Raw genomic sequence first — 17,959 nt, 5'->3', positions numbered from 1 at the left:
AAGTGGATGCTCCCGACTTGCGAGTTTGAATTTGAAAGCAAGCATCGGAGTGAGCGCTAACCGGCACCTGGCTAGGGTTCAGCCACAGACAAAGGAGTGAAGGCAATGAACCTCATGCAAACTCAAATGACCGTATCTACGGCGCACAACGCCCTCGACACCATCGCCTATGCCATCGGCGAATCCGCCATCGGCACCATCTTGGCGGCGCGCAGCCGGATCGGCGTCTGCGCAATCCTGATCGGCTCCGACGCCGAAGCCTTGGCGCAGGACCTCGCCGGCCGTTTTCCCGGCAACATGCTGGTCGAAGACGAGGCCTCCTTGCGCGATGATCTCGCCGCGATCGCGCGCTTCGTCGAAACGCCCGGCATCGGTCTCGACCTGCCGCTCGACATGCGCCACGGCACGCCGTTCCAGCAGCGTGTGTGGGGCGTGCTGCGCACCATCCCTTGCGGCGCCACCCTCACCTACACCGCGCTTGCCCGGCGTCTCGGCCAGCCGAATGGCGCCCGCGCCGTGGCGACGGCCTGCGCCGCCAACGCGATCGCGCTCGGCATTCCCTGCCACCGCGTTGTCCACGCCGACGGTACGCCGTCGGGCTATCGCTGGGGTATCGAACGCAAGCGCGTCTTGCTCGACCGGGAGGCACGGATATGAACGCCCACGCCAGGGTTGCCGCATCGGCGGTGGAGGCCGCCGAGACACGCATCGCCGCTTACGACTGGCCGGCATTGGCCACCGAACTCGACGGCTTCGGCTGCGCGGTGATGGAAAAGCTGCTGTCGCCACAGGAATGCCGGCAGATCGCCGGCCTCTACACGGATGAAAGCCATTTTCGCAGTCACATCCACATGGCCAGGCACGGTTTCGGCAAGGGCGAATACCGCTATTTCCGCTATCCCTTGCCCGATCTCCTCGGCGGGTTGCGCAGCGCGCTCTATCCCAACCTGGCCGGGGTCGCCAACCGCTGGAACGAGCGCATGGGCATCGCCCTGCGCTACCCCGCGACGCATGCCGAATTCCTCGAACAATGCCATGCCGCCGGCCAGGTCAGGCCAACGCCGCTTCTGCTGCAATATGTGCCGGGAGACTTCAACTGCCTGCACCAGGACCTCTATGGCGACCTCGCCTTCCCGCTGCAGGTGGCCATCCTGCTGTCCGCGCCGGGCGAGGACTTCACCGGCGGCGAATTCGCGCTGACCGAGCAGCGGCCGCGCATGCAGAGCCGGGTCGAAGTTGTGCCGCTGCGCCAGGGCGATGCGGTGGCCTTCGCCGTCCACAACCGGCCGGTGCAGGGAACGAAAGGCAATTACCGCGTCAATCTGCGCCACGGCGTCAGCCGCCTGCGCTCAGGCACGCGCCACACCGTCGGCATCATTTTTCACGATGCCAAGTGAGCGCCGCTCAAGCCTTCCAATAGGGCGGATCGCCAAAGGCATCGCGTAGCCATGTGGTGAGCGCGCGCAGTTTGGCGGATCCACGCCTATCCTCGGGATAGGCGATATAGATGGTGGCTCCTTCAGGCTCCGCCCCGACATCGATCACCGTCAATCGCTTGTCGGCGATCTCGGTCCGGATGAAATAGGCGGGGAGCAGCGCCAGGCCGAGGCCGGCAAGCGCGGCGTCGCGCATCAAGATCCCGTTGTTGACGCGCAGCGCGGTTTGCGGGCGGATCGTCACCAGCCGCCGCGAAATCTTGAACCGCCAGTCAGCGGCGCCCCGGATGGAATAGATGATGCCCTTGTGGCGTTTCAGCTCGTCGGTGGTCGCGGGTCGTCCGAACCGCTCGATATAGTCCGGCGAAGCCACCAGGAAGCGCTCGCTGGAAGCCAGCTTCTTGACGATGACAGGCCCGTCATCGACGATCGGCCCGTGACGCACGATGGCGTCGTAGCCATCGGCCACTATGCTGACGAAACGATCGTCGAGATCGAGCGTCAGCTCAACCCCCGGGTACCTGGCGAGGAAGCCATACAGCGCCGGGCCGAGATGGAGGATGCCGAAACTTGTCGGCGCCGATATCCTGAGCGGCCCGGCGAGTTCGCCGCGCTGTTCGGCGATTTCGGCTTTGGCCTCGACCACCTCCTGCATGATGCGCTTGGCGCGCTCGTAAAAGCCCCGCCCCGCTTCGGTGATCGAGAGTTTGCGCGTGGTGCGGTCCAGCAGCCTTGCGCCGAGGCTGCGCTCAAGCTCCGACAGCCGCTCGCTGATGACGGAGTTGGACAGGCTCATGCGCCTGGCAGCCTCGGTGATCGAACCGGATTCCGCCACGGCGACGAAGGCGGCGGCGGATTCGAGCTTCAGCATTGTTCGGCTTTCCCGAATTCACAATCAGGCGACCGTCGCCTAACGAAATCAATGGCATGGTGTCATAATTCACAAAACCGCGATACTGCGGTGATAGAGCAATTCCAGGAAAAGTGCGTAGCGGTTTTCCGTCCGGAAATTGCGCGGAACAAAAATTCTAAAACAAAATCTCCAGGAGTGCTTTCATGTTTCGTCCTTTGGTCATCGTGCTCGGGTTGTTGGCGATGAGTGTTTCAGCTTCGGCCCGCGTGGTCGCCTTTCCTGCAAGTTTCAAGACGCAGACAATCAAGACCAACGGCACCAGCCTGCACGTCCGCGTCGGCGGAAAAGGTCCGGCGGTCGTGCTGCTGCATGGCTTCGGCGATACCGGCGACATGTGGGCGCCGGCCGCGATAGCCCTGATGAAGGATCACACGGTGATCGTGCCGGACCTGCGCGGCATGGGCCTTTCGGCGCATCCCGACGACGGCTACACCAAAAAGAACCAGGCGGTCGACATCGCCGGCGTGATGGATGCGCTGAAGATCGACAAGGCCGACCTGGTGACGCACGACATCGGCAACATGGTCGGCTATGCGCTGGCCGCGCAATATCCGAAGCGCATCACCAAATGGGTTGTCATCGACGCGCCGCTGCCAGGCATCGGCGACTGGGACAAGATCAAGCAAAGCCCGCTGCTGTGGCACTTCAACTTCCGCGGCCCCGATATGGAGCGGCTGGTCGCGGGCCGCGAGCGCATCTACCTCGACCGCTTCTACAATGAACTGTCGGCCGACCCGAAGAAGATCGACGAGGCGACGCGCGCCCACTATGCAAAACTCTATGCGCGGCCGCATGCCATGCATGACGCCTTCGAACAGTTCAAGGCTTTCGACCAGGACGCCATCGACAACCAGGCGATGCTTTCCACCGGCGGCAAACTGCCCATGCCGGTGCTGGCGGCCGGCGCGGAGAAATCGGCAGGCACGAGCCAGGCCGATATCCTGCGCTTTGTCGCTTCGAACGTGACAGGCGCCATCGTGCCAGCATCCGGCCATTGGATCATGGAGGAAAACCCGGATGCCACGGTCAAGCTCATCACCGATTTCCTGGCCAAGTAGCAGCCTGGAACCGTCGTTCCGGGCTTCGCCGAGATCGATCTTGTAGAGAAAGCCCAACGGGTCCGCGCCTCGGAAGCGGTGCGGCCCGCGGCGAGAAGGGAGACATCAGATGTCACTGTCGCATGTCCTGGCTCTCGGAGCCGCCGTCCTGATGACTGTCACGGCACCGGCATGGGCCGCCGATGCACCGAAGAAAACGGTGGTGCTTGTGCATGGCGCCTTTGCCGACGGTTCGAGCTGGAGCAAGGTCATTCCCTTGCTGGAGGCCAAGGGGCTCAATGTGGTGGCGGTGCAAAATCCGCTGAGCTCGCTTGCCGCCGATGTCGACGCAACCAAGCGCGTCATCGATGCCCAGCAGGGGCCGGTCATCCTGGTCGGCCATTCCTGGGGCGGTGTCGTCATCAGCCAGGCGGGCGTGGACGACAAGGTCAAGGCACTGGTCTACGTCGCCGCCTTCGCGCCGCCAAAGGGCATGTCGGTGAACGATCTTGGCAAGGGGCAGCCGGCGCCGCCCTGGGCAAGCGCCCTGCAAGCCGACAGCGGCGGCTATGTCAGGCTAAGCCCCGAAGGCGTCGCCAAACATTTCGCGCAGGACCTGCCGCCGCGGGAAATCAGCCTGATCGCGGCCACGCAAGGTCCGCCCTTTGCCGGCGTTTTCGACGAGAAGCTCACGGCTGCCGCCTACGAAACCAAGCCGAGCTTCTACATCGTCGCCAGCCACGACGGCATGATACCGCCGGCGGCTGAAGCCGCGATGGCCAAGGCGATCGGCGCTAAGGTGACCGAGCTTGCGACCAGCCACGTCCCCATGCTCTCCAAGCCGCGCGAGGTGGCCGATGTCATTCTGGCCGCCGCCGACTCGGTGAGATAGGACGCGGGCCGGATGGGTCCGTCACCCGTCCGCGAAGACCATCTCCAGGATCCACGGACAGGCATAATAGTCGGCGATGCGGTCGATGACCCCGCCGGTCGCTTGAACGCGCACCGGATAGGCCGGCTGCCAGTCCTCGCCGCGCAGCCTGTCGACGACCAGCACGGCCTCCCCTTCGACCACGTCAGGCCGCATGCGCCAGGGCTCGCCGCGCTCATATTCGACGAAATAGGGCGAGCGGGAGAGCAGGCCATTGTAGCAGTCCGAAACCCTGAGCCGCGCATCGGCGCTGGTCAGCGCCCGCACACCGTCCCAGTCCCTGGCATTGAAGAGTTCGACATAGCGGCCGAGCAGCCGCTCGAGCCCCAGGTCATGCACGGGCACTGCGACCGGTTGCGCCGGCAGAGCGGCGAGCTTGGCCCGGCCGCGATTGAGCGCCGACTTGACGCCGCCCGATGTCGAGCCGACCAGCTCGGCGATCTCGTCCAGCGAATGGTCGAAGACATCCTTCAGCAGCACGCAGGCACGCTCCTTCGGCGGCAGGTGCACCACCAGCCGCTCGATGGCGCGGCCGGCACCCGGGCCAGCGGGCTCCACCGGCAGCACGATCTCGTCGCTGGCATAGCCGGCCTCGGCCCGCTGCCGCGCCTGGCGGTTGCGGATGAAGTCGATGCACCTGTTATGGGCGATGCGGAACAGCCACGGCCGCAACGCTTGCGCATCGTCGAGCAGCCCGATCTTGCGATAGGCCTCGAACAGCGCCTCCTGCATGATGTCCTCGCCGTCGAGAGCCGAGCCGGTCATTCGCGCGCAATAGCGGTGGAGGCGGACCCGCATGTGCGAGACCGTCTCCAGGAATGCCCGGTAGCGGATGTCGTACAGGCCTTCCGGGTCAAGGCGCGGCTCGATGCCCTGCCTCGTTTCACGAAATTTGCGGATCTGCTGGTTCATCGCGGCACGTCGGTCAGCACCGGCACATCATCACCCAAGCCTGGCACTTCCACAAGCGCAATGCCCGGCACGCTCGGCCGGCGCATGGTCACGCCGCCCTCTCCTCTTTGACGGCGCCCGGCAAGCCAAGCTTCGGCCGCACCCAGGCGGCGAAGCGGCGAACCGCGTCGTCGGCTTCCGGCGCCCTGCCGGCCATCATCTGGAACGAGTGCAGCATGCCGTCGAAGACGTCGAGGCGCGTCTCGACGCCGGCTTGGCCAGCGCGCTCGGCGAACATGCGGCTTTCGTCGACCAGCGTCTCGTCGGCGCCGGCCTGCAGGAAGACAGGCGGAAAGCCGGAAAGATCGGCATAGAGCGCGCTGACCTCCGGATCGAGCCGGTCGCGCTCGCCGATGAAGTTGGTCACCAGCCAGTCGACGGACTCCCTGGCGAAGGCCGGGTCCTTCTCGCGGTTGGTCTCGTAGCTGGCGCCGGTCAGCGCCATGTCGAACCAGCCGGAGATGATCAGCGTGGCGGCCGGCAGCGGCCGCTTTTGCGAGCGCAGCCGCTGCAGCACGCCATAGGTCAGCACCGCGCCGCAGGAATCGCCGGCAATCGCGATGTGCTTGGTGTCGAAACCCTGGTCGATCAGCCAGTTCCAGGCCGCCATCGCCGCCTCGAGCTGGGCCGGATGCTTGGCCTGGTGCGCCAGCGGATAGTCGTAGGACAGGGCCCGGCAGCCGACGGCCTTGGCCAGATGGCCGACCAGCTTGCGGTGCGTGTAGATCGAGCCGCCGAGAAAGCCGCCGCCATGGGCGTAGAACAACACGCGCCGCTCGTCGGCGCCCTTCGGCACGATCCACAGCGCCGGCACGCCGCCGGCATCCACCTCGATATAATCGACGCCGCCGGGTTCGCCGGTTAGCGCCGTCCAGCTGGTGTCGTTGAAATCATTCATCGCCCGCGGGCTGGTGAACTTGCCGGCATTGGCGACGATCGCCGCGTAATGGTTCCTGTTCGCTTCGCTCTCGATGCTGGCCATGATGGTCTCCCGGAGTTGTGGATCGCGGTCCTCGCGACCTTTCGAGAAGCAGAGACGAATGGGCCGATGAAAAGGATACGTCGCGCCGCCTGCTTTTTTTCGCCGCCACAGCGGCGACCGCACCTTGAAGACGAACAGACGAGGGCAAAGGATTCTGTCCCAACGGTTTTTTGACAGCGACCTTTGGCCGTACCCCGATCACCCGGCCGGGGCGTAACGGTTGACCACCATGCCGCAGGCATAGGCCTTCGAGCCGAGCACCCGCAACGCGGCAAAGCCGCCCTGGTCGAAGATGCGGCGCCCGGCGCCCAGCACGGCCGGATTGATGAACAGCTGGAACTCGTCGACCAGCCCGGCGGCGATCAGCGCGGAGGCGAAGCCGGCGCCGCCGAAGACGGCGATGTCGCCGCCCTCGCCCGTCTTCAACGCGTTGACCTCGCGCGGCAGGTCGCCGCTCACCACGGTCGTCCGCTCCCACCGCGAGGCCGCGAGCCTGTCACTCGCCACCACTTTCCTCGCCTCGACGATGCGCTGGGCGAAGGCATAGAACGGATCGCGTGGAAACCTCTTCGCGGCGTTGCCCCAATGACTGAGATAGCCCTCCTCCGCCATCTTGCGGCTGAGCAGGATGGTGTCGATGCCGGCGAAGACGGCGTTGAAATCGCGCTTCAGTTCCTCGTCCCAGCCGATGTCGTCGCCCCATTCCCACAGCTGCCACGGCAGATCCGCGTTGGCGCCGACAAAACCGTCGACCGACATCTGCATCTGCAGGATGAGCTTTTTCATCGTCGTCTCCCTGTCCAGGCTCAGAGGTAATTGATTTACTTTTGAAACCATTGACGCCAGGAAGAAATGATGTCAATAGTAAAGTGATTTAAAAATGGAACCTTAGCAATGTCGACCCGCGAAAAATCCGGCTGCCCGATCAACCTGTCGCTGGAACTGCTCGGCGACCGCTGGACGCTGCTCATCATCCGCGACCTGGTCTTCGCCGGAAAAAAGCATTTTCGCGAATTCCTGCAGTCGGATGAAGGCATCTCCTCGCGCACCCTGGCCGAACGGCTGCAGACGCTGCAGGACGAAGGCATCCTCACCCGCAGCGACGACCCGAGCCATGGGCTGAAGGCGATCTACCGGCTGACCGAGGCAGGCATCGACCTGTTGCCGGTGCTGGCCACGCTTGGCGCCTGGGGCAGCAAGCACCGCAAGGCGGACGATCATCTCGCCCGCATCGCCGAAGGACTGGCCGCCGGCGGCGAGCCGGCGCTGGACCGGATCAAGGCGGCACTGCGGGCCGAGCATGTTGGATAGGCGGTGGCTTTGAGGTTCGGCCGATGCGGTACCGCCTCGTCCTGCAACGTTGGCGCCGCCCCTCATTGCCCTGCCGGGCATTTCTCCCCGTAAACGGGGCGAAAGAAGCTGGCCGCAACGCCGACGCCATCTTCGCAGCGTTGGTGATTGGCGAAATCATCGATGAGGGCGGCCCTCGCCCCGTTTACGGGGAGAGGATGCCGGCAGGCAGGTGAGGGGCAGCGCTGGCGGTGGATATGGAGCGACGCACTCAAACCGCGATTGTCTCACACGTCCGTCCCCCGCTTGACATTGATCCCCATTTGTTCTCTATTTGTTCGTATCTATCAGCAACTGCGGATGAGCGGTCGGGATGGAAACGACAGCCACCATCCTGCATGCCGACCTCGATGCCTTCTATGCCTCGGTCGAGCAGTTGCTCGACCCGTCGTTGCGCGGCAAGCCGATCGCGGTCGGCGGCGGCGTGGTGCTGGCCGCGTCCTACGAAGCCCGCGCCTTCGGCGTGCGCGGCGGCATGCCCGGGCGCAAGGCGCGCGAGCTTTGCCCGCGGTTGATCTTCGTCGGCGGCAATTTCAGCCACTATCAGCGGCTGGGCGACGCGGCGATCAAGGTGCTCGACGATTTCACCCCGGTGGTGGAGCGCATTTCCATCGACGAGGCCTTTGCCGATGTCGCTGGCTGCACACATCTCTTCGGCTCGCCTCGAGATATCGCCATGGCGATCCGCCGTCGCGTACGGGCTGAACTCAGCCTGCCGATTTCGATCGGCGTCGCCCGCACCAAACACCTGGCCAAGATCGCCTCGCAGGTCGCCAAGCCCGACGGGCTGGTGGTGGTCGAGCCCGGCACCGAGCTGGCCTTCCTGCACGATTTGCCGGTCGGGCTGATGTGGGGCGTCGGCCCGGCGACCAAAGCGCGGCTGGCCGAAATCGGCGTCGAGACCATCGGCCAGTTGGCGAGGACGCATAGCGGCGCGCTGACCCGGCTGCTCGGGCCTGCCGCCGGCGAAAAGCTCGCTGCTTTGTCGTGGAACCGCGACCCGAGGAAACTGGAAACCAGGCGCCGCGCGCATTCGGCCGGCGCCCAGTCGGCGCTAGGCCGCAAGCCCGCCGTGGCTGATGTCATCGTGCCCACCTTGCTCCATCTGGCCGACCGTGTCGCCAGCCGGCTGCGCGCCAAGGCGCGGCCCGGCCGCACGGTGACGGTGCGGGTACGCTTTGCCGATCTCAGCGCCGTCACGCGCTCGATCACGCTCGACCAGCCGATCTCGGCGACCACCATGCTGGCCGAGGTCGCCGGCGACCTGGTGCGCGGCGTGCTCGCCGACCATCCCAGGGAGAAAATCATCTCGCTGCTGGCGATTTCAGTCTCGCACCTCTGGGAAAGCGCGGAACTGCAACTCGACCTGCCACTCGGTCTCGCCGACGAAGAGCGTCGACCCGGCAGCCAGAAAGGCCTCGCCCGCTTCGGCGCCGACCGCGCCATCGACAAGATCCGCGAGCGCTTCGGCAAGCAGGCCGTCGGCTACGGCACGGTGGCGCTGGAAGCGGCCCGCTCGGTGCCCGACGAATTCAGGGAATTGGCGGAAAAGGAATTGTGAGAACTACCTGCCGGTGCGCCAGTAGCGATGCACCTTGACGCCGCTGGCGCTTTCCCCATGCCAAGCCTCGCAGGCGATACCGTCCTTGTCGGCATCATGCGTAGGCCAGTAGCCGGGTTGCCCCTTGCGCGCGGGAGCAAGCCCAACGGCGCGAGCGGCTGCACAATTCGGGAACGCAGCAAAATGCCTGAGGGCGGTGAGCGGCGAGTCGATCCGGATGCCGATAAAGCCATAGGCAATGTAACCAGACAAAAGGATGAACGGCGCGAAAAGAGCTACCAATTTCAGCCAACTATGGCGACGATGCGCATGCCAATGGAACGATGACAGAAGCATTCGCGGTACGCCCCCGGTTCCAATACCCCAACAGAATCTATCTTGAGCCGGCTGCCGTGGCAACGACTTCGGCTTTGCACCGGTTTCCGGACGACTTGCAGGGAAACTGATGGAAAAGTAGCTCTGAGCGCGGGAGTGTCAGCCCCCTTCGCTCACGCTTTCCGGATCAACGCCCGGAAGCAGCAGGCGCCGCGGTCACGGCGGACAGCAGTTCGCGCTTCACCAGCACCGGCTTCCGATAGGTCTTCTTCACGGCAAATCCCCCACGCCCAAGCGGCTGTGCATCCCAACCATGCATCATACCCGCACTCTCTGCAAATGAGATCCGAGCGCCTATGGCAGCGAGCGACGTCCCTCCACCGACAACCGTATGGGCGCCCGATGGGTTCAAAGCCGCGCCGTGCCGAAAATCCGGTCCCAGAATATCGACGTCACGCCGAAATTGGCATTGTCGTCGACATGGTGATGCACGGCGTGGCGGCGCTTGAGCGTGTAGAGATAGCTGGGATGGCTGGGATGCCAGTGATGGATCATGTGGTGGACGCTGATGTACCAGAGATAGCCCAGCATCAGCCCGCAGCCGACCGCGCTTCCCGTGGCGAAATCCGTGATCAGCCAGACGGACAGCGCGATCGCGGCATGCACGCCGAGACTGAGCCAGGTCGGCGTGCCCACCGGGCTGCGCTCCTCGACATGGTGGCGGTCATGCAGATCCCTGACCCAGGGCACGTGATGCAGGACGAAGCGGTGCAGGACGTATTCGATCAACGTCCACAGGCCGAGACAGACCAACGCCATGGCGATCCAGTCCGGCGCGCCCTCTTCTCCAGCCTCGATCAGCCCGGCCACCCCCAACAGGGCGATCACCAGCGGATAGACCACGAAGTCGCTGTAGTAACCGATCAGACCCAGTTGCATGCCGGACGCCTCACCTGATTTTCGACGCCGCCCCAGAAACGATGTTATCAGATTGCCGAACTCTCGGGTGAGGTGCAATGCAGATGAATCTGACATAGCGTCGCAATTTCCCGATACAAGATCGGCACTCGTGGTCCACACGGAATCGGCCGACTTCGCACCAGCGCCGCAAACGGACATGCAAAAATGGCAAAACGTAGTGCGGGCCTGCTGATTTATCGTCGAAGCGACGGGACTATCCGGGTGCTTCTGGTTCATCCCGGCGGCCCGTTCTGGGCGAAGAAGGACGATGGCGCCTGGTCGATCCCCAAAGGCCTCGTCGAGGAGAATGAGGACGAACTGGCGGCCGCACGACGCGAGACCGGGGAAGAGCTCGGCATCACCGTCGAAGGCCCCTTCGCCCGCCTCGGCGACTACAAGCAGCCGGGCGGCAAGATGGTCATTGCCTGGTCTGTCGAGGCGCGGGCCGAAATCAACGTCGCCACTATCGAGAGCAACAGCTTCACCATGGAATGGCCGCCGCGCTCCGGGTCGATGAAAGAATTTCCGGAGGTCGACAGAGCCGGCTGGTTCACTTTGCCCGAGGCCGAAATCAAGATCCTCGTCGGGCAGCGCCCGATGCTGGCTGACCTGGCGAAGCAACTGGGGGCTGGGTAGCCGCCGGCGGCTAAAGCTGCCGATCTCCCCGCTCGTGAGGGAGATCAGCTATCACTCACAAACCGCGCCGCTGTCCACGCACCACCAGCCGCGTTCGATTCCACGGCGGCGGCGACAAACTTCACCCCGCGCGCACCGTCGACCACGTCTGGCACTTGCGCGGCCCTTGCCGCATCCACCACCCCGCCAGACCGATGGGCGCGAATGATGTCGGCGGCGTCGCGGTAGAAATTGGCGAAGGCCTCGATATAGCCTTCCGGGTGCGCCGCCGGCATGCGCGACACGCGCTGGCTTTCGGCGGTCGAGCCGTGGCCGCCGCGCACCAGCGTGCGGGTTTCCTCGCCATAGACTGAAAAGCGCAGTTCTTCCGGCCGTCCGCCCGACCATTCGAGGCCGGCTTTGTCGCCATAGATGCGCACGGAGAGATCATTGTAGTGGCCGGGCGATGTCTGGCTGGCCAGGATTGTGCCGCGCGCGCCATCCGTCCAGCGCACCATCACATGCGCATTGTCGTCGAGCCGGCGTCCCGGCACGGCGGTGAACAGGTCCGCCGCGACCGCCTCGGCCTCGCTGCCCGAAATATAGCTTGCCAGGTTGAAGGCATGCACACCGATATCGGCCAGCACCGCCGACTGCCCTGCCCGCGCCGGATCGGTGCGCCACTCCGCCTGCTTCTGGCCGTCGGCGTCGATCGGCTTGGTCAGCCAGTCCTGGATATAGGCGCCATGCACCGACACGATCCGCCCAAGCTCGCCAGCCATCACCATCTCGCGCGCCTGCCGCACCATGGCGTAGCCGGTGTTGTTGAGCGTGACGACGAAGCGGCGTTTCCTTGCGCGCGCCAGCGCCACCAGCGCCTCGGCGTCGCTGAGCGTCGTCGACAGCGGCTTGTCGCAGATCACGTCGATGCCGGCCTCGAGAAAGGCGGTGGCGATCGGCGCGTGCAGATGGTTCGGCGTGACGATGACGACCGCCTCGATACCATCGGGCCGCGCCGCTTCGGACTTTGCCATGGCGTGGTAATCGGCATAGCTGCGCTCCGGCGCGATGCCGATCTCGGCGGCCGAGGCGGCGGCGTTCTCCGGGTCGGACGACAGCGCGCCGGCAACCAGGACGATCTGGTCGTCGAGGCGCATGGCCAGCCGATGCACCGCGCCGATGAAGGCGTTGCGGCCGCCGCCGACCATGCCGACCCTCAGCCGCCTGCCCGCCGACCCATCCGATGTTGCGTAGACCATGTTTTCTCCTCCGGGCAGATCGTTGGCGACGCGCCCCGCCGCAAGGTCGGCTACCACTTTCGAACAGGATTTCCAATTTTCTTATTGTAATACAATCGTGCCACGCTAGCCTGAAATCATGAGCGGGGCGAAAAAATCATCCGGACGATCCAGTGCCGACGAGGCGGCGACGCGCAAGCGCGGGCGCTCTCTTGCCGCGTTGGGCTATATCCAGCCGCAGACCTATGAGGAACTGCGCGCGGTGCTGTCCTCCGGTACGGTGCATTTCCCCAAGCGCCTGCGTCAGGTGGCGATCTTCCTGTGGCAGCATCCAAGCGACGTCGCGCTCGGCACCATCGCGCAGGTGGCGGCGCAGGCGGGCGTACAGCCTTCGACCCTGGTGCGCTTCGCCCAGATCTTCGGCTATTCCGGCTTTTCCGATTTCCAGGGCCTGTTCAAGGAGCACGTCAAGGGTTCGTGGCCGGAAGGACGCGGCGAGCCGCGCGCCGACGCCGAACCCAACGCCGCCACGCACTTCCTGCACGGCATGGTCGGCGCTTCGCAGGCCTCGCTTGGCCGCATCGAGGCCGGCTTCGACGTCGAAAGCTTCGAGAAGATGGTGGCCACGCTGGCCGCCGCCGACCTGATCTACGTCATCGGCTCCAAGCGCGCCTTCCCGGTCACCGCCTATCTGTCGCTGACCTTGTCGCAGCAAGGCGTGCGCAACGTGCTGGTCGACAATGTCGGCTCGTCGGCGCTCGACCAGGTCGGCTGCATCGGCGGCAGCGACGCCGTTCTGGCGGTCTCCTTCAGCCCCTACAATTCGATCACGCCCGACCTCGTCGCGGTGGCGCATGAGCGCAAGGCCCGCATCGTCACCATCACCGACAGCACTTTCAGCCCGCTCATCCGGTTGTCGGACAGCTGGCTGGAGGTGGTGGAATCAGACTTCGCCGGCTTCCGCTCGCTGGCGGCGTCTCTGGCTGTCGGCATGGCGCTGGTCCAAGGCGTCGCGGCAAAGCGCGGCACATGAGGTGTTGCTGGCACAATTGACTATCGGGAATTATCGTTCCATATTTTAAAAAATAGAAACTTTGTTCCGGGAGGAGGAATGGAGCTTCATCTCAACGGCAAGGTCGTGCTGGTCACCGGCGCGACGCAAGGCATCGGCCGCGCCATTGCCGAGACGCTGGCGCGTTCCGGTGTCGAGGGATTGGTGATTACCGGTCGCGACAAGGCGCGCGGCGACGCCGTGGCGGCGGAGCTGTCGGCGCTGGGCACGCCAACGCTCTTCGTCGCCGCCGACCTCGCCGATGAAGCCACGCCTGCCCTGTTGGCTCAGGCCTGCATCGAGCGCTTCGGCCGCATCGATGGCTTGGTCAACGCCGCCGGCCTGACCGACCGCGCCTCCTTCATCGACGCCAGCCCCGAAGACTGGGCGTCGCTGTTCGCGGTCAATGCGCGCGCGCCATTCTTCCTGATGCAGGCGGCGATTGCCGACATGCGGAAGCGCAAGGCGCCCGGAGCCATCGTCAACATCCTGTCGATCAACGCGCATTGCGGCTCGCCCGAGCTTGCCGTCTATTCCGCCACCAAGGGCGCGCTGTCGACGCTGACCAAGAACGCCGCCAACGCCCACCGCTTCGACCGCATCCGCGTCAACGGCATCAATGTCGGCTGGACCGACACGCCGGCCGAGCGCCTGATGCAAGCTGAGACGCTCGGCCATGGCCCGGGCTGGCTCGACGCCGCCAACGCCGCCCAGCCTTTCGGCAGGCTGCTGGCGCCACACGACATCGCCAACCTTGCCGTCTTCCTGCTGTCCGACGCCGCCGGGCCGATGACCGGCGCCGTCATCGACCAGGAACAGTCTGTGATCGGGTCGAACCGATGAATGCCGCCGAGACCCTTAGCCGTGATCTGCTGGAGAGGCTTCCCGCCTCTGTCCAGACACCGTCCTACGACCGGGCGACCCTTGCGCCCGGCATGGCGCATCTCGGCGTCGGCGCCTTCCATCGCTGCCACCAGGCCGAATACACCGATGACCTCTTGTCGCTGCGGTTCGATCGTTGGGGCATTGTCGGCATCAACATCCGGCCGCCGACTCTGGCCGATACGCTCGGCCGGCAGAGCGGGCTCTATACGAGGCTGATCCGCGAGAACAGCCACATCGAAGCGCGCGTCATCGGCAGCATCGTCAAGGTGGTCGACAGCCAGGACAGTGCTGCGCCGGCGCTCGCGGTACTGTCCCCGCCGGACATCGAGCTGGTAACGATGACGGTCACGGAAAAAGGCTACTGCCACATCCCGTCTAGCGGCGCGCTCGACCTTAGCCATCCCGACATCGTCCATGACCTTGCCAATCCCGAAAGGCCGCGCAGCGTGCCCGGCATCCTGACGCGAGCGCTGGAGTTGCGCCGCGCCACGCATGGCCGGCCGTTGACGCTGCTCTCCTGCGACAACATCCCGACCAACGGCGTCATCCTCGAAAATGTCGTGCGGACGTTCGCCGAACTCCGCGGCGATGGCCTGGCCGAATGGATCGCGGCCAATGCCGCCTTCCCCTCCGCCATGGTCGACCGCATCGCACCGGCGGTGACGCAGGCGGACCTCGAAAGCGTCGAGCAATGGTTCGGCTACCGCGACGCCGCCGTTGCCGTCTGCGAGCCGTTCCGGCAATGGGTGATCGAGCAGAAATTCGCCGGCCGCATGCCGCGCTGGGATCTCGCCGGCGCGACCTTCGTCGACGATGTGACGCCGTTCGAATATCTCAAGATGCGGGTGCTGAATGGCGCCCAGACGACGCTCGCAACGCTCGGCGTGCTGGCCGGGCTTGAACACACGTTCGATGCCATAGCCGACCCGCTGCTGTCGGTCTTCGTCAGGCGCATGCTGGTCGAGGAAACGTTGCCGACGCTGATGCCGGTGCCCGGCATGGAGCCATCAGCCTATGTTGAGCAAAGCCTCGCACGGCTGAAGAACACCGCGATCCGTCACCGCAACCACCAGATCGCCACCGATGGCTCACAGAAGATCGTCCAGCGCCTGCTCAACCCGATCCGCGACCGGCTGAGCCAGGGCGCCAGCATCGGCCTGCTGTCGGTGCCGGTCGCCGCCTGGATGGCCTACCTCATCCAGGCGTCGACAAGGTTCGGCAAGCGCTGGTCGGTCTCCGATCCCTATGCCGGAAAGGTCGCAGGGATCGCCGACGCGACCGGCCGCGATGCACCGGCGCTGGCCTCCGCCATCCTTGCCATCGACACGATTTTCGACCCCGGCCTCGCCGCGAACCAGACGTTTCGCGCGGCCATCATTTCGGCGCTCAGCGAACTGCTTTCGGACGATCCGATGGCGGTCGTGCGGCACAGTCTCGAACAAGATGAGATCGCAAGGTTGAAGCGATCCAAACAATCGGCATTATAGGTATCGGCCGTGAAGACACGGCCAGGGGAGGCACTATGAAACTTGGACTGCTCACCGCGCCGTTCGCGGAGACCCCGCTTGCCGAAGTTGCCGGCTGGGCTGAAACTGTCGGCTTCGAGGCGCTGGAAATTGCCTGCTGGCCGAAATCATCCGGCGCGACCCGCCGCTATGCCGGCACCAGCCATATCGATGCGGATGGCACCTCGCCCGCGCAGGCCAAGCAAATCGTCGCCGCGCTGGCGGAAAAGAACATTTCCGTCTCCGGCCTCGGCTACTATCCCAACCCGCTGCATCCCGATGCCGCGCATCGCGAGGCGGTCATCGGCCACCTGAAGAAGGTGATCTTGCTGGCCGCCAATATGGGCGTGCCGGTGGTCAACACCTTCTGCGGCGGCGATGCCTCGAAGACCGTCGACGTCAACTGGCAGGACGCGCTGAAAGTCTGGCCCGAGATCGTCGCTTTTGCACGCGGCCATGGCGTCAAGCTCGCGTTCGAGAACTGCCCGATGATCTTCAGCTATGACGAATGGCCGGGCGGACACAACATCGCCTATTCGCCGCTTGTCTGGCGCCGCATCCTGGAAACCTGGGGCGGCGATGTCGGCATGAATTTCGACCCCTCGCACCTGGTCTGGCAGATGATCGATCAGGCCCGCTTCATCAGGGAGTTCGGCCCCTACATGCTGCACGTCCACGCCAAGGACCTGATGATTGATCATGATGGTTTGTACGAGCGCGGAATTCTGTCAGCCGGGATAGGCTGGCAGGTACCGCGCATGCCGGGGCTGGGCGATGTCGACTGGAGCGGCTTCTTCTCCGGCCTCTACCGCGCCGGCTATGACGGATCCGTCATCATCGAACACGAGGACAGGCGATTTGAAGGCAGCGACGATCAGGTGAAGCGTGGTTTCCTGCTTGCCCGCGACGTGCTGAGTCCCCTGGTCAAGTGAATTAGGGCCCGCCGCTGACTCAGTCTGTCAGCGGCGCGCTTTAACGGGTTGGAACTGAAACTGAAAAACAATGTGGAGGAGTACTGAAATGAAGAAGATCCTGACAATGGTCCCGCTGCTTGCGGGTGCTGCCTTGCTGGCCTCGGTGGGCGTCTCTGCCGCCGCCGGCAAATACACGATCGGCATTTCCAACACCGTGCAGGGCAATGGCTGGCGCGAGGAAATGGTCTGCGCCATGAAGGCTCAGGCGCTCGCCTCCGGCGAGGTGGCAAAGCTCAACATCGCCCACCGCAACACCGATGCCGCCGGCCAGTTGGAAGACATCCGCAATTTGATCAGCGCCAAGGTCGATGCCATCGTCGTCAACCCGGCCGACCCCGCCGGCATCAAGGCGGGCCTGGAAGAAGCCACCAAGGCCGGCATCGTCGTCGTCGCCGTCGACCAGGCGGTCACCGAGCCTTCGGCCTACATCATCTCCAACAACCAGGAGGAATACGCCTATCTGGGCGCCAAATGGCTGTTCCAGCAGATGGGCGGCAAGGGCGAGGTGTTCTACATGCGCGGCGCCGCCGGCGCTTCGGCCGATAGCGATCGCGACAAGGGCTTCAAGAAGGCGCTGGCCGAATTCCCCAACGTGAAGGTGGCGCAGGAAGTCTTCACCGGCTGGCAGCAGGACCAGGCCAAGCAGCAGATGCTGTCGTTCCTGGCAACCGGCACGCCGTTCAACGGCGTCTGGACATCGGGCATCGACAACGTCATCGTCGACGCGCTGGTCGAATCGCAGGCGCCGCTGGTGCCGGTGGTCGGCGCCGACAATGCCGGCTTCGTCGGCCAGCTGAGCTCGGTCAAGGGCCTGGTCGGCGCCGCCGTCACCAACCCCGGCTCGATCGGCGGCGCCGGCGTGACGCTCGCGCTGCGGATCCTCGACGGCAAGAAGCCGGCCCAGCAGACTGTGCTGGTCCAGCCGCAGCTCTGGGAAAACGCCACCGAGGAAGGCAAGGCCAAGCTCAAGGCCGCCGCCGACCCGTCGCTCAGCCCCGAATGGCCGGTGTCGATCTCGATCCCGGACTGGACGACCTACACGAAGGACCAGATTGTCGCCTGCAAGGGGCCGGGCGAGTAAGGGCTGAGTTTGAATGAACTTACGAGGACGGCGAACTGCCGTCCTCGTTATACAGGTTGGTGCCCTACGGCGCCCCCCTCTGTCCTGCCGGACATCTCCCCCACAGGTGGGGAGATTGGCTGTCATCTCGGCTTTCGCCAATTTTCAACGTTGCAAAGCGAGGGCCGGCGCCGA

Annotated in this window: 20 protein-coding genes; 12 read left to right on the top strand and 8 right to left on the bottom strand. The window is 64.8% G+C overall.

Features of this window, described 5'->3' with window-relative positions:
• Positions 1-105 precede the first annotated feature (105 nt).
• Positions 106-657 (top strand): methylated-DNA--[protein]-cysteine S-methyltransferase, encoded by a 552-nt coding sequence (locus A3AU_RS0108595; RefSeq protein WP_027052434.1) that lies wholly within the window; start codon positions 106-108, stop codon positions 655-657.
• Entirely contained in the window at positions 654-1,397 is a 744-nt protein-coding gene (locus A3AU_RS0108590; RefSeq protein ID WP_027052433.1) for a 2OG-Fe(II) oxygenase, read from the top strand. Before A3AU_RS0108595 ends, A3AU_RS0108590 begins: the two co-directional genes overlap by 4 nt.
• 7 nt (positions 1,398-1,404) lie before the next feature.
• On the opposite strand, the gene A3AU_RS0108585 is transcribed toward A3AU_RS0108590, so the two are convergent.
• Positions 1,405-2,307, bottom strand: coding sequence for a LysR family transcriptional regulator (locus A3AU_RS0108585; RefSeq protein WP_027052432.1), 903 nt, complete (start codon positions 2,305-2,307; stop codon positions 1,405-1,407).
• A 185-nt stretch (positions 2,308-2,492) separates the two neighbouring features.
• Between A3AU_RS0108585 and A3AU_RS0108580 the strand changes: the two genes are divergently transcribed.
• Positions 2,493-3,407, top strand: a complete 915-nt coding sequence (locus tag A3AU_RS0108580) for an alpha/beta fold hydrolase (RefSeq protein ID WP_027052431.1) — start codon at positions 2,493-2,495, stop codon at positions 3,405-3,407.
• Between the two features lie 109 nt (positions 3,408-3,516).
• Complete coding sequence (locus A3AU_RS0108575) at positions 3,517-4,278, top strand: alpha/beta fold hydrolase (protein WP_027052430.1); 762 nt, start codon at positions 3,517-3,519, stop codon at positions 4,276-4,278.
• A gap of 21 nt (positions 4,279-4,299) precedes the next feature.
• Here A3AU_RS0108575 and A3AU_RS0108570 read toward each other — a convergent pair whose 3' ends face one another.
• From A3AU_RS0108570 to A3AU_RS0108560, 3 genes are all read right to left on the bottom strand, one after another.
• The gene (locus tag A3AU_RS0108570) at positions 4,300-5,229 is read right to left on the bottom strand and encodes a sigma-70 family RNA polymerase sigma factor (protein WP_027052429.1); all 930 of its coding nucleotides are present in this window, start codon (positions 5,227-5,229) and stop codon (positions 4,300-4,302) included.
• Positions 5,230-5,317: 88 nt separating this feature from the next.
• Complete coding sequence (locus tag A3AU_RS01000000135150) at positions 5,318-6,250, bottom strand: alpha/beta hydrolase (protein WP_032917004.1); 933 nt, start codon at positions 6,248-6,250, stop codon at positions 5,318-5,320.
• 198 nt (positions 6,251-6,448) lie between these two features.
• Entirely contained in the window at positions 6,449-7,036 is a 588-nt protein-coding gene (locus A3AU_RS0108560) for a dihydrofolate reductase family protein (RefSeq protein ID WP_027052428.1), read from the bottom strand.
• Between the two features lie 108 nt (positions 7,037-7,144).
• Between A3AU_RS0108560 and A3AU_RS0108555 the strand changes: the two genes are divergently transcribed.
• Complete coding sequence (locus tag A3AU_RS0108555) at positions 7,145-7,561, top strand: winged helix-turn-helix transcriptional regulator (protein ID WP_027052427.1); 417 nt, start codon at positions 7,145-7,147, stop codon at positions 7,559-7,561.
• A 352-nt stretch (positions 7,562-7,913) separates the two neighbouring features.
• A complete protein-coding gene (gene dinB / locus A3AU_RS0108545; RefSeq protein ID WP_027052425.1) occupies positions 7,914-9,161 on the top strand; it encodes a DNA polymerase IV in 1,248 nt (415 codons plus the stop codon).
• A gap of 3 nt (positions 9,162-9,164) precedes the next feature.
• Here the strand turns inward: dinB and A3AU_RS1000000137240 are convergent, their stop codons facing one another.
• The 3 genes from A3AU_RS1000000137240 to A3AU_RS0108530 all read right to left on the bottom strand — a co-directional run bounded on the left by A3AU_RS1000000137240 (position 9,165) and on the right by A3AU_RS0108530 (position 10,415).
• Positions 9,165-9,497, bottom strand: a complete 333-nt coding sequence (locus tag A3AU_RS1000000137240; RefSeq protein ID WP_027052424.1) for an excalibur calcium-binding domain-containing protein — start codon at positions 9,495-9,497, stop codon at positions 9,165-9,167.
• A 166-nt stretch (positions 9,498-9,663) separates the two neighbouring features.
• Positions 9,664-9,798 (bottom strand): hypothetical protein, encoded by a 135-nt coding sequence (locus tag A3AU_RS1000000140735; protein WP_272481084.1) that lies wholly within the window; start codon positions 9,796-9,798, stop codon positions 9,664-9,666.
• Positions 9,799-9,884: 86 nt separating this feature from the next.
• Positions 9,885-10,415, bottom strand: a complete 531-nt coding sequence (locus A3AU_RS0108530; RefSeq protein ID WP_027052423.1) for a sterol desaturase family protein — start codon at positions 10,413-10,415, stop codon at positions 9,885-9,887.
• Positions 10,416-10,601: 186 nt separating this feature from the next.
• On the opposite strand from A3AU_RS0108530, the gene A3AU_RS0108525 reads away from it, so the two are divergent.
• Positions 10,602-11,072, top strand: a complete 471-nt coding sequence (locus A3AU_RS0108525) for an NUDIX hydrolase (RefSeq protein WP_027052422.1) — start codon at positions 10,602-10,604, stop codon at positions 11,070-11,072.
• 44 nt (positions 11,073-11,116) lie between these two features.
• Here A3AU_RS0108525 and A3AU_RS0108520 read toward each other — a convergent pair whose 3' ends face one another.
• Positions 11,117-12,310 (bottom strand): Gfo/Idh/MocA family protein, encoded by a 1,194-nt coding sequence (locus tag A3AU_RS0108520; RefSeq protein ID WP_027052421.1) that lies wholly within the window; start codon positions 12,308-12,310, stop codon positions 11,117-11,119.
• A 118-nt stretch (positions 12,311-12,428) separates the two neighbouring features.
• Here A3AU_RS0108520 and A3AU_RS0108515 point away from each other — a divergent pair, with 118 nt between their 5' ends.
• From A3AU_RS0108515 to A3AU_RS0108495, 5 genes are all read left to right on the top strand, one after another.
• Positions 12,429-13,322: a MurR/RpiR family transcriptional regulator gene (locus tag A3AU_RS0108515; protein ID WP_027052420.1), complete on the top strand. Its 894-nt coding sequence runs from the start codon at positions 12,429-12,431 to the stop codon at positions 13,320-13,322.
• Positions 13,323-13,400: 78 nt separating this feature from the next.
• On the top strand, positions 13,401-14,183 hold the full coding sequence (locus tag A3AU_RS0108510) for an SDR family oxidoreductase (protein WP_027052419.1): 783 nt from the start codon (positions 13,401-13,403) through the stop codon (positions 14,181-14,183).
• Entirely contained in the window at positions 14,180-15,712 is a 1,533-nt protein-coding gene (locus A3AU_RS0108505) for a mannitol dehydrogenase family protein (protein WP_027052418.1), read from the top strand. The genes A3AU_RS0108510 and A3AU_RS0108505 overlap by 4 nt, the downstream gene beginning before the upstream one ends.
• A gap of 35 nt (positions 15,713-15,747) precedes the next feature.
• Positions 15,748-16,662: a sugar phosphate isomerase/epimerase family protein gene (locus tag A3AU_RS0108500; RefSeq protein ID WP_027052417.1), complete on the top strand. Its 915-nt coding sequence runs from the start codon at positions 15,748-15,750 to the stop codon at positions 16,660-16,662.
• 88 nt (positions 16,663-16,750) lie between these two features.
• Positions 16,751-17,785 carry an ABC transporter substrate-binding protein gene (locus A3AU_RS0108495; RefSeq protein ID WP_027052416.1) on the top strand — a complete coding sequence of 345 codons (1,035 nt, stop codon included), beginning with the start codon at positions 16,751-16,753 and terminating at the stop codon, positions 17,783-17,785.
• Positions 17,786-17,959: the final 174 nt, after the last annotated feature.

The sequence above is a fragment of the Mesorhizobium erdmanii USDA 3471 genome (genome assembly GCF_000472705.1).
In the GTDB taxonomy this organism is placed as follows: Bacteria; Pseudomonadota; Alphaproteobacteria; order Rhizobiales; family Rhizobiaceae; genus Mesorhizobium; species Mesorhizobium erdmanii.
Note: the sequence above shows the minus strand (reverse complement) of the source record. Positions and strands in the feature narration are given on the sequence as shown.